At 61.5% G+C, this 16194-nt stretch carries 15 protein-coding genes; 4 read left to right on the top strand and 11 right to left on the bottom strand.

The features are described 5' to 3' along the window. Positions 1–14: 14 nt before the first annotated feature. From atpD to AB8B02_RS24380, 4 genes are all read right to left on the bottom strand, one after another. Positions 15–1457, bottom strand: coding sequence for a F0F1 ATP synthase subunit beta (gene atpD / locus AB8B02_RS24395; protein ID WP_089263243.1), 1443 nt, complete (start codon positions 1455–1457; stop codon positions 15–17). Positions 1458–1533: 76 nt separating this feature from the next. After that, complete coding sequence (locus AB8B02_RS24390) at positions 1534–2409, bottom strand: F0F1 ATP synthase subunit gamma (protein WP_439065388.1); 876 nt, start codon at positions 2407–2409, stop codon at positions 1534–1536. A gap of 121 nt (positions 2410–2530) precedes the next feature. After that, the gene (gene atpA / locus AB8B02_RS24385; RefSeq protein ID WP_068730144.1) at positions 2531–4066 is read right to left on the bottom strand and encodes a F0F1 ATP synthase subunit alpha; all 1536 of its coding nucleotides are present in this window, start codon (positions 4064–4066) and stop codon (positions 2531–2533) included. Further along, positions 4066–4626 (bottom strand): F0F1 ATP synthase subunit delta, encoded by a 561-nt coding sequence (locus tag AB8B02_RS24380; RefSeq protein WP_439065387.1) that lies wholly within the window; start codon positions 4624–4626, stop codon positions 4066–4068. The genes atpA and AB8B02_RS24380 overlap by 1 nt, the downstream gene beginning before the upstream one ends. A 691-nt stretch (positions 4627–5317) precedes the next feature. On the opposite strand from AB8B02_RS24380, the gene AB8B02_RS24375 reads away from it, so the two are divergent. Then, entirely contained in the window at positions 5318–5809 is a 492-nt protein-coding gene (locus AB8B02_RS24375) for a septal ring lytic transglycosylase RlpA family protein (protein WP_439065386.1), read from the top strand. A 190-nt stretch (positions 5810–5999) separates the two neighbouring features. Here AB8B02_RS24375 and AB8B02_RS24370 read toward each other — a convergent pair whose 3' ends face one another. Next, entirely contained in the window at positions 6000–8198 is a 2199-nt protein-coding gene (locus AB8B02_RS24370) for a primosomal protein N' (protein ID WP_439065385.1), read from the bottom strand. A gap of 145 nt (positions 8199–8343) precedes the next feature. On the opposite strand from AB8B02_RS24370, the gene AB8B02_RS24365 reads away from it, so the two are divergent. The 3 genes from AB8B02_RS24365 to AB8B02_RS24355 all read left to right on the top strand — a co-directional run bounded on the left by AB8B02_RS24365 (position 8344) and on the right by AB8B02_RS24355 (position 10753). Next, on the top strand, positions 8344–8976 hold the full coding sequence (locus AB8B02_RS24365; protein ID WP_439065384.1) for a carboxymuconolactone decarboxylase family protein: 633 nt from the start codon (positions 8344–8346) through the stop codon (positions 8974–8976). An 84-nt stretch (positions 8977–9060) separates the two neighbouring features. Further along, complete coding sequence (locus AB8B02_RS24360) at positions 9061–10059, top strand: tyrosine recombinase XerC (RefSeq protein WP_439065383.1); 999 nt, start codon at positions 9061–9063, stop codon at positions 10057–10059. Positions 10060–10162: 103 nt separating this feature from the next. Then, the gene (locus AB8B02_RS24355) at positions 10163–10753 is read left to right on the top strand and encodes a DUF4337 domain-containing protein (RefSeq protein ID WP_068730131.1); all 591 of its coding nucleotides are present in this window, start codon (positions 10163–10165) and stop codon (positions 10751–10753) included. Positions 10754–10757: 4 nt separating this feature from the next. Here AB8B02_RS24355 and AB8B02_RS24350 read toward each other — a convergent pair whose 3' ends face one another. Genes AB8B02_RS24350 through odhB form a run of 6 tightly spaced genes read right to left on the bottom strand, consistent with a single transcriptional unit; the run spans position 10758 to position 16116 of the window. Then, positions 10758–11651 carry an alpha/beta fold hydrolase gene (locus AB8B02_RS24350; protein ID WP_439065936.1) on the bottom strand — a complete coding sequence of 298 codons (894 nt, stop codon included), beginning with the start codon at positions 11649–11651 and terminating at the stop codon, positions 10758–10760. A 27-nt stretch (positions 11652–11678) separates the two neighbouring features. Continuing rightward, entirely contained in the window at positions 11679–12209 is a 531-nt protein-coding gene (locus AB8B02_RS24345; RefSeq protein WP_231078684.1) for a hypothetical protein, read from the bottom strand. 38 nt (positions 12210–12247) lie between these two features. Then, the gene (gene lpdA / locus AB8B02_RS24340; protein WP_439065382.1) at positions 12248–13651 is read right to left on the bottom strand and encodes a dihydrolipoyl dehydrogenase; all 1404 of its coding nucleotides are present in this window, start codon (positions 13649–13651) and stop codon (positions 12248–12250) included. Positions 13652–13696: 45 nt separating this feature from the next. After that, a complete protein-coding gene (locus AB8B02_RS24335) occupies positions 13697–14443 on the bottom strand; it encodes an SDR family oxidoreductase (RefSeq protein WP_439065381.1) in 747 nt (248 codons plus the stop codon). Continuing rightward, a complete protein-coding gene (locus AB8B02_RS24330; protein WP_120287625.1) occupies positions 14440–14871 on the bottom strand; it encodes a VOC family protein in 432 nt (143 codons plus the stop codon). Before AB8B02_RS24330 ends, AB8B02_RS24335 begins: the two co-directional genes overlap by 4 nt. Positions 14872–14883: 12 nt before the next feature. Then, positions 14884–16116 (bottom strand): 2-oxoglutarate dehydrogenase complex dihydrolipoyllysine-residue succinyltransferase, encoded by a 1233-nt coding sequence (gene odhB / locus AB8B02_RS24325; RefSeq protein ID WP_439065380.1) that lies wholly within the window; start codon positions 16114–16116, stop codon positions 14884–14886. Between the last annotated feature and the right edge of the window lie 78 nt (positions 16117–16194).

Raw genomic sequence — 16194 nt, 5'->3', positions numbered from 1 at the left:
GGAGGGTAAGAACTTTATGCCGCTTCCGCAGCCAGCTTCTTGCCCTTCTCGACGGCTTCTTCGATCGCACCGACCATGTAGAAGGCGGCTTCCGGCAGATGATCGTACTTGCCTTCGCAGATCGCGCGGAAACCCTTGATGGTATCGGCGAGCTCGACGAACTTGCCCGGCGAACCCGTGAAGATTTCAGCGACGAAGAACGGCTGCGACAGGAAGCGCTCGATCTTGCGGGCGCGGGCCACGGCCAGCTTGTCCTCTTCCGACAGTTCGTCCATGCCGAGAATGGCGATGATGTCCTGCAGCGACTTGTACTTCTGCAGCACCTGCTGAACCATACGCGCGGTCTCGTAGTGCTCCTGGCCGACGATCAGCGGGGACAGCATGCGCGAGGTGGAGTCGAGCGGATCCACTGCGGGGTAGATGCCCTTTTCCGAAATCGCACGGTTGAGCACGGTCGTCGCGTCCAAATGGGCGAACGAGGTAGCAGGCGCCGGATCGGTCAAGTCGTCAGCCGGAACGTAGATGGCCTGCACCGAGGTGATCGAACCCTTATGCGTGGTGGTGATACGCTCCTGCAGCGCGCCCATGTCGGTCGCGAGCGTTGGCTGATAACCCACCGCCGAAGGAATGCGGCCGAGCAGCGCCGACACTTCCGAACCTGCCTGGGTGAAGCGGAAGATGTTGTCGATAAAGAACAGCACGTCCTGGCCCTGATCGCGGAAGTGCTCGGCGACGGTCAGACCGGACAGAGCAACGCGCATGCGGGCGCCCGGAGGCTCGTTCATCTGGCCGAACACGAGAGCGCACTTCGACTTCACGGCCGGATCCGGATTGTGCGGATCGGCGTTCACCTTGGACTCGATGAACTCGTGATAGAGATCGTTACCTTCGCGGGTACGCTCGCCGACGCCGGCGAACACCGAGTTGCCGCCGTGCGCCTTCGCGACGTTATTGATCAGTTCCTGAATGAGAACCGTCTTGCCGACGCCGGCGCCGCCGAACAGGCCGATCTTGCCGCCCTTGGCGTAAGGCGCGAGCAGATCGACGACCTTGATGCCGGTGACGAGAATTTCAGCCTCGGTGGACTGCTCAGTATACATCGGCGCTTCCTGATGGATAGCGCGGTTGCCTTCCGAAGCGATCGGACCGCCTTCATCGATCGGCTCGCCGATCACGTTCATGATACGGCCGAGGGTGCCGACGCCAACGGGAACCTGGATCGGCGAGCCAGTGTCGGTGACTTCCTGACCGCGGACCAGACCTTCGGTGGTGTCCATCGCGATGGTGCGGACCGTCGATTCGCCGAGATGCTGGGCGACTTCGAGAACCAGGCGGTTGCCACCGTTCTTGGTTTCGATCGCGTTCAGAATTGCGGGCAGGTAGCCTTCGAACTGCACGTCGACGACGGCGCCGATGACCTGGGTGATACGTCCGGTCTGGTTGGCGGATGCGGCCATGAAAACTTCTCCATAAACTTCAAGGACTCGGAAGTCCGAAACTTGAACGGCGGCCCATGAGGCCGGAAGGTTGTTGTTAGATCGCCTCGGCGCCGGAGATGATTTCGATCAGCTCCTTCGTAATCATCGCCTGGCGGGTGCGGTTGTAGATCAATGTCTGCTTGCGGATCATGTCGCCGGCGTTGCGCGTAGCGTTGTCCATCGAGCTCATCTGCGCGCCATAGAACGAAGCGTTGTTCTCGAGCAGAGCGCGGAAGATCTGCACCGCAAGATTGCGCGGCAGCAGGCCGTCGAGGATCTCATCTTCGGCCGGCTCGTAGTCGTAGCTCGGCGTTGGGCCGGCATCGGCTTTAGGCGCCTCGACCACCAAGGGAATGATCTGCTGGGCGGTCGGGATTTGCGCGATCACCGACTTGAAGCGGGAATAGAACAGCGTGCAGACGTCGAATTCGCCAGTGCTGAAGAGTTCGAGAACCTTCTTGGCGATGTCGTTGGCATTGACGAAGCCGAGCTGACGCACCGAACGCAGTTCGAGATGACCGACGATCTGCTTGTCGAAGTTACGGCGCAATTGCTCGTAGCCCTTGCGGCCGACGCAGAAGAATTTGACCGTCTTGCCTTGGTTCATCAGCGCCAGTGCGCGTTCGCGCGCCAGACGGACGATCGAGGAATTGAAAGCGCCGCACAGGCCACGCTCGCCGGTGCAGACCAGCAGCAGATGAACCTGATCCTTGCCGGTGCCGACGAGCAGCGCCGGGCCGGAGCCTGCCGTTGTAGCGCCGGCAATGCTGGCGATCACGGTATCCATCTTCTCGGCGTAAGGACGTGCAGCTTCGGCAGCGGTCTGCGCACGACGCAGCTTCGACGCTGCGACCATCTGCATCGCCTTGGTGATCTTCTGCGTCGCCTTGGTCGAGGCGATGCGGACGCGCATGTCTTTAAGTGAGGCCATTCTCAGTCCACCCCGGCGATCTGGCCGTTTGGCCGATCGCGAACCTCTCGTTCGAAACGCCCGACCTCGTGCCGGACATCAACGCGAATGGCCGGCAGGAGCCGGCCATTCATTGACAGTATTAAGCAGCGTAGGTCTTCGCGAAGCCTTCGACGACGGCCTTGAGCTGGGCGGCGACGTCATCCTTGAGATCGCGGCTGTCGCGGATCGCGTTGAGGATCTCAACGTTCTTGCCGCGCAGCAGCGACAGAAGACCGTCTTCGAAGCCCCGAACCTTGGCGATCGGCAGAGTGTCGAGATAGCCGTTGGTGCCGGCCCAGATCACGCAAACCTGCTCTTCCATCTTCAGCGGCGAGAACTGCGGCTGCTTCAGGAGTTCGGTCAGACGCGCGCCGCGGTTCAGCAGGCGCTGGGTCGACGCGTCGAGGTCGGAGCCGAACTGCGCAAAGGCCGCCATTTCGCGGTACTGCGCGAGCTCACCCTTGATCTTGCCGGCGACCTTCTTCATCGCCTTGGTCTGCGCGGCGGAGCCGACGCGCGACACGGACAGACCGACGTTCACGGCAGGACGGATGCCCTGGAAGAACAGGTCGGTTTCAAGGAAGATCTGACCGTCAGTGATCGAAATCACGTTGGTCGGAATGTAGGCGGACACGTCGTTGGCCTGGGTTTCGATGACCGGCAGCGCCGTCAGCGAACCATTGCCCTGGGAATCATTGAGCTTCGCAGCGCGTTCGAGCAGACGCGAGTGAAGATAGAACACGTCGCCCGGATAGGCTTCGCGGCCTGGCGGACGGCGCAGCAGCAGCGACATCTGGCGGTAAGCAACGGCCTGCTTCGAAAGATCGTCATAGATGATGACGGCGTGCATGCCGTTGTCGCGGAAGAATTCGCCGATCGTGCAGCCGGTGAACGGCGCGATGTACTGCATCGGAGCCGGATCTGAAGCGGTCGCGGCGACGACGACGGAGTATTCCATCGCGCCCTGCTCTTCGAGCACCTTCACGAATTGGGCGACGGTCGAACGCTTCTGACCAACGGCGACGTACACGCAGTACAGCTTCTGGCTCTCGGGAGCGCCAGCAACGTTCAGCGACTTCTGGTTCAGAATGGTGTCGAGCGCGATTGCGGTCTTGCCGGTCTGACGGTCACCGATGATCAGCTCGCGCTGGCCACGGCCGACCGGGATCAGAGCGTCGACCGACTTCAGGCCGGTTGCCATCGGCTCGTTGACCGACTTGCGCGGAATGATGCCCGGTGCCTTGACGTCGACGCGCATACGCTTGTCGGCCTGGATCGGACCCTTGCCATCGATCGGATTGCCGAGCGCGTCGACCACGCGGCCGAGCAGACCCTTACCAACCGGCGCGTCCACGATCGAACGGGTGCGCTTAACAGTCTGGCCTTCCTTAATTTCGCGGTCAGCGCCGAAAATAACGACGCCGACGTTGTCGGTTTCGAGGTTCAGCGCCATACCGCGGGTGCCGTTCTCGAATTCGACCATTTCGCCGGCCTGGACGTTGTCGAGGCCGTAGACGCGGGCAATGCCGTCGCCGACGGACAACACCTGTCCGACTTCAGAAACTTCAGCTTCCTGGCCGAAATTCTTGATCTGGTCTTTGAGGATCGCGGAAATTTCTGCGGCGCGGATGTCCATCAGCCTGCCTCTTTCATCGAGTGCTTGATCGAGTTGAGTTTGGTGCGAAGCGAGCTGTCCACCATGCGGCTGCCGAGCTTGACGACAAGCCCGCCGATGATGGACGGATCGACTTTCACGTTGAGCGCGACGTCCTTGCCCGTCACTGACTTCAGCGCGGTCTTGAGAGCGTCGAGATTCTTGTCACTGAGCGGCTCGGCGACGGTGACGTCAGCCGTAGCTTCGCCCTTAAACTTGGCGACCAGCGCATTGAAGCCGCGCGCCACGTCACCAATGGCGAAGAGGCGGCGGTTGGCGGTGAGGACCTTGAGGAAGTTGGCGATGATGCCGGTAATTCCGGCTTTCTCCAGAACCGAAGCGAGGGCCTTGCCCTGAATCTCGGCAGAGAACACCGGGCTGCGAACCAGTCGCGCCAAGTCGGCGCTGTCGGCCAGCATCGCTGCGAATTTGTCGAGATCGGCCTTCACCGCATCGACGGACTTTTCGTCACGCGCCAGCTCAAACAGAGCCGTTGCGTAACGACCGGACATTCCCGAAACCGACGGATCTTGTGTTGCCACGAATTGCGCTCTTCAGGCTGTCAAACTCGCAAGGGAATAACTATCGCCTGAATGTGGCGCCTAGCGATCCAAGTCCTTGGAATTCAAGCGGGACTTCGATTTTTAGGTCGCAACAAAATGTCGTGACCCGTTCAAATCGCGGCTTTGCTAACATAGCCCGCGCGCTGGTGCAACGCGACGAAAGCGTTTGATGATGCCTTGTCGCAGGCCCTCGCAAAGAATCATTTCAGGGAGATGTGACGCGCCAATCGGGTCGCTGACGGAGTGTTTCATCGTCCATCTCCGAGGCGGAATTTCTTATTCCGCATGACGGTACACGGTGCCGATTCTTTTGAATCACGCAACGTCGAGTACGGTGAGGCGGCAATTGAAATCGCGGGGCAGCGCGGCGTGCGCGTTTATGTCACCGTTTCGGACTGCTTAACATTTACTTATCGAATGCTATCCATGCACGGCGATCACTTAGCTATTCAGTATAGTTATGTAATATGCAGTATATTTAATAGTTAAAAATTCATTAAATCGGCTCATTAGGCATGTTCTGTTCCATCACAAGATATTTCATCTGGTGATGGAACGATTGCGTTGCCTATTTTACGCCTCATTACGTCGTCAAACGCTCAGCCAATGAAATTGGGACGGGGGTCCACTTGCCACATTTGTGGCAATACTGTCTGAGGGACAACAACTTATGCTGCGTTACGGAAAATCGACGCTGGGCGCTATCGCCCGGCCGCGTACGGCAATCGCTGTCATGACTGCCGCTCTTGTTCTCGGGGGAACGGTTTCTGAGGCTTCGGCCAAATCCCGGCACCATCGCCATCACCACAAGCACCATTACGTCGCCAAGGCTTCGCCGTCGCTGTTCGATGCCAATGCGTCGATCGCGCCTTCGACCGGCGGCCGCAGCTTCTCGGGTGTTGCGTCCTATTACGGCAATGAGTCCGGCAGCCGCACTGCGTCGGGTCAGCGCTTCAATCAGAATGCGATGACCGCCGCGCATCGTTCGCTGCCGTTCGGCACCAAGCTCCGCGTCACCCACGGCGGTCGCAGCGTTGTCGTCACCGTCAACGATCGCGGCCCGTTCATCCGTGGCCGGGTGCTCGACCTGTCCAAGGGCGCAGCGAGCGCGATCGGTCTGACCGGTCGTGGTGTCGGCCGTGTCGTTGCGGAAGTCATGTAAGCAAGACAAACGCGTCGCGTCCCTGATCTTCCAAGTTCAGTAGCGTTGTGTGTGTATTGAGTAGAGTAAGCGTTGAGTAAAAGAGCCTGCTGTCATCAAAAGACAGCAGGCTTTTTCTGTTTTTGCGTTGTCAATTCACACCGTCATTCCAGGTTCGCTCACAAGAGTGAGCCTTCCGGAATGACGAAGCTCAAAGAAAGCTCTGCGGATCGACATCGACTTCGAGCTTTAGGTTGCCTGTAGGCTTTGGGCCGTGCGCCAGCCAGTCGCGGAGATAGTGCGACAGGTCGACATTGCGCGCCGACTTCACCAGCAGTCGGAAGCGATAGCGACCTTTGATCACGGCGAGCGGTGCTTCGGCGGGGCCGAGCACCATGATGCGCTCGTCGATCGGCGCCACGGCGGCGAGCTTGCGCGCGTAGCCCTCCGTGGTTGGCCGGTCGCCGCCTGAGATGATCAGGCTCGCCAGCCGTCCGAAGGGCGGATAGCCCGCGCGCTCGCGCGCCTCGATCTCGCTGGCATAAAACGCTTCGCGATCGTTTGCGATCAACGCCTTCATCACCGGATGTTCCGGCTGATGGGTCTGCAGATAGCCGACGCCGCGGCCCTGTTCACGTCCGGCGCGGCCGATGACCTGATTGAGCATCTGATAGGTGCGCTCCGCGGCGCGCGGATCGCCATTACCGAGGCCCAGATCGGCGTCGATGACGCCGACCAGATTGAGCCGCGGGAAGTTATGACCCTTGGCCACGAGTTGCGTGCCGATGATGACATCGACACGGCCTTCGGCGATTTCGGCCAGTTCCGTGCGCATCGCATCGATCGACGTAATAAGGTCGCTCGACAGCACCATGGTGCGTGCATCCGGAAACAGGCTCGCCGCTTCCTCCTGCAAGCGCTCGACGCCCGGGCCGACAGCCACCAGCGATTCCTCGGCCTGGCAATGCGGGCATTGATGCGGACGATGCATCGAGAAGCCGCAGTGGTGACAGACAAGCCGCTGGCGAAAGCGATGATCGACCAGCCAGGCATCGCAGATGGTGCAGGCAAACCGGTGTCCGCAGCCGCGGCATAACGTCAGCGGCGCATAGCCGCGGCGATTGAGGAACAGCAGCGCCTGTTCCTTGCGCTCGATGGCGATCTGGATTTTCTCGGCGAGGCGCGGTGCGATGAAGCGGCCGCGCATCGGCCCTTCGCGGCGCAGGTCGATGGCTTCGATATGCGGCATGTGCTGGCCGCCAAAGCGCGAAGGCAGCGCGATGCGCTGATAGCGTCCCTTGCGCGCGTTGACCTCGGACTCGACCGATGGCGTGGCAGAAGCGAGCACGATGGGGATTTTCGCAATCGATGCGCGCACCACCGCCATGTCACGGGCGTGGTAATGCGCGCCTTCGTCCTGCTTGTAGGCTTGGTCATGCTCTTCATCGACGATGATCAGGCCGAGTTTCGCATAGGGCAGAAACAGTGCCGAGCGGGCGCCGACGATGACATGGGCCTCGCCATTGGCGATCGACGCCCAGTTGCGGGCGCGGGTGCGCGGTGTCAGTTCGGAATGCCACTCCAGCGGCCGCACGCCGAAGCGTTTTGAGAAGCGCTCGAGGAATTGCCCCGTCAGCGCTATTTCGGGCATCAGGATCAGCACCTGTTCGCCGCGCTTGATCACCTCGGCAACCGCCTCGAAATACACCTCGGTCTTGCCGGAGCCGGTGACACCGTCGAGCAGGGCGGCGTGAAAATCCCCCTTGGCGGCGAAGGTCCGCATCGCTTCGGCCGCGACGGCCTGATCGTCTGAAAAGTCCGGTTCGGCGAAGGTGGGATCAGGCGCCGGCGGCGGCAGCGCGCGGGGTATGGCTTCAATCGCAAGCGTGCCCTCATCGACGAGGCCGTCGATCACGCCGGCGCTGACGCCGGCTTCCTTGGCGGCTTCGGATTTCGCGTGCAGCAGGCCGTCCGACAGGATCTCAATCAGCCGTGCGCGTGCCGAGGTCATGCGCTTGGGCACTTCGCCGACCAGGCGGACGCCCATGCGCACCCGCTCCGGGCCGAGGTGCTCGCCCATCCGCAGAGTCATCTTCATAACCATGCCGCGCGCGGACAAAGTGTAATTCGCCACCCAGTCGACCAGGCTGCGCAATTCCTGCTTCAGCGGGGGGACATCGAATTTCTCGCCAACCTCTTTCAGGCGATTGTGCAGCCGCGGATCGGGATTGGTGTTTTCTGCCCAGACCACGCCGATCACCTCGCGGGCGCCGAGTGGCACGCTGACGACATCGCCGGGCTGCAGATCGAGGCCACGAGGCACGCGATAGGAATAAGCCTGGTTCAGCGCGACCGGCACCAGCACGTCAACGACGCCAGACGATGTTTTGGTGCGCGCAGCTTCGTCCATCGGCCGAATCAGACTCGAAATGGGGTATCCGCTAACCTAAGCTCGCGGTGCGGGCCGGACCAGTGCCGGCCGTGTGGCCCGGTCTTATGACCGATGGGCCGCCACGACAATGAAACAAAAACAATAAGCCAAAGGGAGACCCTTCATGGGCCACAGGCTCGCCGGGGCAATCGCCTCATTCGTCATGTTTTCTGCCGTCGCGATACCTGCGCTGGCGCAGGACCGGATGCCGCCGATCCCGGCCGACAAATACACCGAAGCGCAGAAGAAAGCTGCCGAGGAGTTCTCCGGCGGCCGGGGCTATGAAGTCCGAGGCCCCTTCGTGCCGCTAATTCGCAGCCCGGAAGTGATGCTCCGCGCCAAGGCGATGGGCGATCATCTCAGGTTCAAGAGCGTACTGGCGCCGCGACTCAGCGAAATGATCATCTTGATCACCGCACGCGAATGGACCCAGCAATACGAGTGGGTTGCGCATCATGACATCGCGATCAAGGCCGGCCTGCGCAACGACATAGCCGATGCGATTGCCGATGGCCGGCGTCCTGTTGGCATGGCCGAGGACGAAGAGGCCGCCTACGACATGTCGATCGAGATCCAGCGCACCAAACGCGTGAGTGATCCGACCTGGAACAAGGCCGTCGCCAAATTCGGCGAGCAGGGCGTCATCGATCTGCTCGGGATCAATGGCTATTACACCTTCCTGGCCATGGCCATGAATGCAGCGCGAACAGGCCTCCCGGCCGGGGTCGCGGAGCCCCTGAAGCGGTTCCCGGATTGACGATGCCGGCGGTTCACCAAAGTGAAACGAGCAGGGTGTGATAATCTCCGCCCGTACGCGTACCGCGAACTGCAAGGCATCCCGATGGCCAAGCTTTCCGACAAGAAACCAGCCGAAGCCAAATCAGGTGGGCCGGCGCCGATCGACCTCATCTGTGCGGATGCCGACGTCTCGCTGCAGATGACGCGGTGGCTGTCACATCTTCGCGCCGAGCGGCGGCTGTCGCCAAAGACGCTGGAGGCTTATGCGCGGGACGTCCGGCAGTTTCTGACATTTCTCGCCGAACACTGGGGCGCGCTCGTCTCGCTGCCACGTTTCGCCAAGCTGGAGACCAGCGATGTCCGTGCCTTCATGGCGGCGCGGCGCGGCGATGATATCGGCGGCCGCTCGCTGATGCGCGCGCTGGCCGGTCTACGGTCATTCGGTCGTTTTCTAGAGCGCGAAGGCAAGGGCAACGTCGGTGCGTTGTCCGCGGTTCGCGCGCCGAAAATCGGCAAGAGCCTGCCGAAACCGTTGCAGATGGTCTCGGCCAAGCGCCTCGCCGATGCGGATGAGCGCGCGGGCGAAAATCGCGATCCGTGGATCTGGGCGCGCGATGCCGCGGTGATGGCGCTACTCTACGGGTCCGGCTTGCGTATCTCCGAAGCACTTGGCCTGAAGCGCCGCGACGTGCCGGCAGCCGGCGCGGGCGATGTGCTGATCGTCAACGGCAAGGGTAACAAGACCCGTATGGTGCCGGTGCTGCATAATGTGCTGGAGCTCATCGCCGACTACGCCGCGCAGTGTCCGCATCCGCTCCCTGCCGATGGCCCGATGTTCGTCGGCGCGCGCGGCGGCCCGCTCAGCCCTCGGATCATCCAGTTGACCATGGAGCGGATGCGTGGCGCGCTCGGCCTGCCCGACAGCGCCACGCCGCACGCGCTGCGCCATTCCTTTGCCACCCATCTGCTGACCCGCGGTGGTGACCTCCGCGCGATCCAGGAATTGCTCGGCCACGCCTCGCTGTCGACCACACAGATCTATACCGGCATCGACACCGAGCGGCTGTTCGAAGTCTACAAGACCGCACACCCGCGAGCGTAGGGCCAGGCAAACCCCAGCTGTAGTAGAAGTGTCATGAGCTGCCCCTTGCGAAGTCGCCGCGGTTCGGTCAAATCGACACATCGACCAACCGGAGGGGATTACGATGGGTGCGCACGAAAGTATGGAGCACGCGGAGCATGCCGAGCATGCGTCCGGCTCGAACAAGAATATTGCACTGCTGATTGCCGTGATCGCGCTGTTTCTGGCGTTCTCGGAAACCCTCGGCAAGGGTGCGCAAACCGAATCTATCAGCAAGAACGTCGAGGCATCCAATCTCTGGGCGTTCTTCCAGGCCAAAAGCATCCGCCGCACCGTCGTTCAGGCGACGTCGGACCAGGCCAGGCTCAGCCTCGGCCTGATGGGTGACGATGCCGCCAAGGCCGCACTATCCAAGCAGATCGACGACTGGAAGAAGACCGCGGATCGTTATCGCTCCGAGCCGGAGACCGGCGAAGGCTCCGAACAGCTCGCCGCCCGTGCCAAGGAAGCCGAGCATGCGCGCGACCTCGCAATGGCGCGTTATCATCACTATGAAGTGGCCTCCGCCGCATTCCAGATCGGCATCGTGCTGGCGTCGGCCACGATCATCACCGGCATGATCGCGCTGGCCTGGGTATCAGGTGCACTGGCGATTGCCGGCGTCGCCTTTACCGCGATCGGCCTGTTCGCGCCGCATGCGGTTCATCTCATGTAATGACTTAAGCCGAAGCGGTCCGGCATAGCTGCAGGACCGCTTCGGCAAAGGCCTTGGGCGCTTCCTGCGGTACATTGTGGCCAACGCCCGCGATGACGCGGCGCTCATAAGGGCCCGTAAAATACTGGCCGTGATTCTCGGAATTCTTTACGGGTCCAATGCCGTCGTCAGCGCCGTGCAGAACGATAGTCGGGACATCGATCTTCGGCTGCGTCGCAAGCTGGGTCTCCAGAAAAGCATAATTCGGATCGCCGGCGATGCTGCCGGTACGGTGCATATAAGAGTGCACGACCACATCGACGAAGTCATCGTCGTCGAAGGCCGAGGCCGAGCGCTCGAATGTGGCGTCGTCGAACGCCCAGCTGGGCGACCACATCTTCCAGAGCAATTTGGCTAGTGCGTCGCGGTTCTGGATCAGGCCGTTGCGGCCGCGTTCGGTATGGAAATAATACTGATACCACTGTCGCGCTTCCTGCTCGGGAGCGGCTGGCCGCGCCGCATTCGTCAGGTCCTGGATGTTGTAGCCGGTGCAACTGACGACGCCGTGTACGCGTTCGGGCCATAGCGCCGAGACGACACAGGCCGCGCGGCCGCCCCAGTCATAGCCTGCGACAACAGCCTTGCCGATACGCAGCGCGTCCATCAGCTCCAGCAGATCCTGTCCGAGCGCAGCCTGTTGCCCCGAGCGGATGGTCGCGCTGGAAAGAAACCGCGTCGGCCCATAGCCGCGCAGATAGGGCACGATGGTGCGGAAGCCGGCGGTGTTGATGATGTCGACCGCGTCGTCATAGCCTCTGATGTCATAGGGAAAACCATGCATCAGCAGGACGGGTAGGCCGTCATTCGGTCCGCTATGTTCATAAGCAATATCGAGAAGGGGAGTTTGGATGCGTGCCAGTTCAGCCAAGTTGCTCTCCCGTTCGGTCTACCGCGCCGAATGCGCCCGATGACGCAGCCGTTGTACCAGCCGCATCCAACGCGACGATGAATTGGAGCGGAACATCGCCATCGTCGCCTTGATTCTTGCCGTCACAGGCGCGACCAATTCGCCGGCCCGGCGGCGGATGTCGAGAACGAATTCGTAGAGCTTCCGAAACCAGTTCATCTGCAACAGCTTCGGCCGTGTCACATCGAAGATGAACGCGGCGACGCCGACGCCGAGAAACTTGCTGAATACGATGAGCGTGAAAGCGCTGATCCAATACTGATGCATAAGCAGCCAGGCGCCGGCCAGTTTCAACGGAAACAGCAGAATCGCCGGAACAACAAACACGACCAGCGTCAACATTGGCGACAGCCGCGCGATTCGCGCGGCCAGCCATTCCTTGAATGCGCGCAGCGGTATCGCTGCAACGATGCGCGCGACGACCGGTTCGAGATGATCCCACAGCCACGCTTCGATCAGGAAGATCAAAGCGAGGAAGAACCATAGCGGCTGCAGCACGCGTCGCATCATGGTGTTCGTCTCCCAGCCGGCGTCGTGCCGGCCGTGACTCACATATGGATAGCGCGCTTGGCTACTGCAAATGCAGCTTCCTTCACCGCCTCGGAGCGGGTCGGATGGGCATGGCAGGTGCGGGCCAGATCTTCGGCGGAACCGCCGAATTCCATCAGCACGCAGGCTTCATGGATCATTTCGCCGACTTCGCGGCCGATCATATGCACGCCGAGCACGCGATCGGTCTTCGCATCTGCGAGAATCTTCACGAAACCATCGGTGGTCTGGTTGACCTTGGAGCGGCCATTGGCCGTGAACGGGAACTTGCCGACATTGTAAGCGATACCGGCAGCCTTGAGCTCTTCCTCGGTCTTGCCGACGGCGGCGACTTCCGGCGTGGTGTAGACCACGCCCGGGATCACGTCATAGTTCACATGACCGGCTTGGCCTGCAAGAATCTCGGCGCAGGCAACGCCTTCGTCTTCCGCCTTGTGCGCCAGCATCGGGCCCGCGACGACGTCGCCGATAGCGTAGACGCCCTTCACGTTGCTCGAGAAGTGATGGTCGATCTTGACGCGGCCGCGCTCGTCGAGTTCGACGCCAGCTTCCTTGAGGCCAAGCGCTTCGGTGTAAGCCACACGGCCGATCGCCACGAGAATCACGTCGGCTTCGATGGATTCGGCAGCGCCGCCCGCGGCTGGCTCGATCTGCGCCTTCAGTTTCTTGCCCGACGTATCGACGCCAGTGACCTTGGCGCCGAGCTTGAAGGTCATGCCCTGCTTCTCAAGCATGCGCTGGAACTGCTTGGCGACTTCGCCATCCATGCCGGGCAGGATACGGTCGAGGAATTCCACGACGGTGACTTCGGCGCCGAGGCGGCGCCACACCGAGCCGAGTTCGAGGCCGATCACGCCGGCGCCGACCACGATCATCTTCTCCGGCACCTTGTCGAGGGACAGCGCGCCGGTCGACGACACGATGCGCTTCTCGTCGATCTCGATGCCCTTCAGCTTCGCGACGTCAGAGCCGGTAGCGATGACGATGTTCTTTGTCTCCAGCGTCTGGGCCTTGCCGTCAGCGCCGGTGACTTCGACCTTGCCGGTGCCGAGCACACGGCCGGTGCCCATCACGACGTCGATCTTGTTCTTCTTCATCAGGAACTCGACACCCTTGACGTTGCCGTCGATGCCCTGCTGCTTGAAGTTCATCAGCGCGGGAAGATCGAGCGTCGGGGCGGACACCTTGATGCCCATCTTGGCGAAGGAGTGGCCGGCTTCCTCAAAAAGCTCTGACGAATAGAGCAAAGCCTTCGAGGGCATGCAGCCGATGTTCAGGCAGGTGCCCCCCAGCGTGCTGTTCTTCTCGACGACGGCGACCTTCATGCCGAGCTGCGCCGCGCGAATCGCGCAGACATAACCGCCGGGTCCGGTGCCGATAACAACGAGGTCGTAAGAAGCCATGATGCAGTCCTGTATTGTCTTCAGATGATATGGGGTGTCAGAGCCTCAGCGGCCACCGGACACGTCGAGAATGGTGGATGTGACGTAAGAAGCCTCGTCCGACAGCAACCAGACGATGGCATTGGCAACTTCATCCGCTGTGCCGACGCGCTTCATCGGCACGTTGACGGAAAGACGATGCGCGCGGTCCGGCTCGCCGCCTGACGCGTGAATATCGGTATCAATCAAACCCGGCCGAATGCCGGCAACGCGAATGCCTTCGGCGGCGACTTCGTGTCCCAATCCGATGGTGAAGGAATCGATCGCGCCTTTCGACGCGGCATAGTCGACATAGGTGTTCGGCGCACCCAGTTTGGCGGCTACCGATGACAGATTGACGATAACGCCACCCTTGCCGCCGTGTTTGGTCGACATGCGCTTCACGGCCTCGCGGGCGCAAAGAATGCTGCCGGTGACATTCACCGTCATCATGTTGGCGATGCGTTCGGCAGTCATCTGATCGACGCGGATGGAAGGGCCGACAATGCCGGCATTGTTGACCAGGGCGCCGAGAGGACCAAAGGCGTCCGCTGCCTTGAACAGCGCAAGAATGTCAGCCTCGGAGCCGACATCGCATTTTACGGCGATGGCCTTGCCGTTGGTCGCTTCGATCTTCGAAACGACCTCGTTGGCGGCGGCTTCGTTGCTGGCATAGCCGACGACGACCTTGAAGCCACGTGAGGGCGCCAGCAGCGCGGTGGAACGACCAATGCCGCGGCTTCCGCCGGTAATGATGACGACGTTGTCGCTCATGCGTCGCTCCCGGTGAGTGCGGCGTTGAAGGACCAGATGTGTCCGAACGGATCGCGAATGGTGCCGTAGCGGGCCCCCCAGAAAACATCCTGAGGCGCCATCACGACTTCTGCTCCCGATGTTTCCGCGCGGGCGATCGCGGCGTCGACATCTTCAGGCTTGGGCAGATTGATATTGATCGTCATGCCGGCGCCGCCGCGGGTCTGCGGCGACAGGATGTGGCCACCAAACTCGGGAAATTCGTCATGCAGCATAACTTCGCTGCCGAACATTTCGAGGTTGGCGTGCATAACCCGCTTGCCGTCGTCGGCCATTGCGTGGAACGAGCACTTCGCGCCAAGCGCCTTCTCATAGAAGGCAATGGCTTCAAGCCCACCCTTGACGCAAAGGTGGGCCTGAATTGGCGGAGGGTTCGGTCCGAACGCCATGGCGACCTCGGGTTAGAGATCCAGAACGAGACGGGCCGGATCTTCCAGGCTTTCCTTGACGCGAACGAGGAATGTCACGGCTTCCTTGCCGTCGATCACGCGGTGATCGTAGGACACCGCCAGATACATCATCGGGCGGATCTCGATCTTGCCGCCGACCACGACCGGACGTTCCTGGATCTTGTGCATGCCGAGGATGGCCGACTGCGGTGCGTTCAGGATCGGCGTCGACATCAGCGACCCGTAGATGCCGCCATTGGTGATGGTGAAGGTGCCGCCCTGCATTTCGTCGATCTTGAGCTGGCCGTCACGGGCGCGCTTGCCGAAATCCGCGATGGTTTTTTCGATGTCGGAGATCGACTTGGTATCGCAGTCGCGCACCACGGGAACGACGAGGCCCTTGTCAGTGCCGACGGCAACGCCGACGTGATAATAGTTCTTGTAGATCAGGTCGGAGCCATCGATCTCTGCGTTCACGGCCGGAATATCCTTCAACGCCTGCACGCAGGCCTTGGTGAAGAAACCCATGAAGCCGAGCTTGGTGCCGTGCTTCTTCTCGAACACATCCTTGTACTGCGAGCGCAGCGCCATCACGTTGGTCATGTCGACCTCGTTGAAGGTCGTCAGCATCGCGGCGGTGTTCTGCACGTCCTTGAGGCGACGCGCGATGGTCTGACGCAGGCGCGTCATTTTTACGCGCTCTTCGCGGGCAGCATCGTCAGCGGGTGACGGTGCACGTACCTGCACGGCGGCGGCAGACTGATTGATCGGTGTCGGTGCCGACGCAGCCTTCTCGATCGCGGCGAGCATGTCGCCCTTGGTCACGCGGCCATCCTTGCCCGAGCCGGGGACGGTGGCGGCATCGATGCCGCTCTCGACCGAGATCTTGCGGACTGACGGCGCCAGCGGCGCATCGACGGGGGCGGACTTCTGAGCGGGAGCAGGCGCAGCAGCGGCAGGTGCAGCGGCCGCGGGCTTCGCGGGAGCTGCGGCTGGCTTGGCGCCGCCGGCACCATCGGTGATCTGGCCGAGCAGTGCGCCGACGGCAACGGTCTCGCCGTCCTTGGCAACGATCTCGCCGAGGACGCCGGCGGAGGGCGCCGGGACTTCGATGGTGACCTTGTCGGTCTCGAGTTCGACCAACGGCTCGTCAACGGCGACGGCATCGCCGGCCTTCTTGAACCAGCGGCCGATGGTGGCTTCCGTCACGGATTCGCCGAGCGTGGGAACGCGAATTTCAGTCATTGTCTATTTCCTCTTGTGGCGTGGCGACCCGCTCGGTCATTCCTGCCTGAACTTGAAATCAATGGGGATATGCGAACG

This window comes from Tardiphaga sp. 862_B3_N4_1 (assembly GCF_051811085.1).
In the GTDB taxonomy this organism is placed as follows: Bacteria; Pseudomonadota; Alphaproteobacteria; order Rhizobiales; family Xanthobacteraceae; genus Tardiphaga; species Tardiphaga robiniae.
The sequence above is the reverse complement of the archived record's forward strand: the minus strand, read 5'-3'. Positions and strand labels throughout refer to the sequence as shown.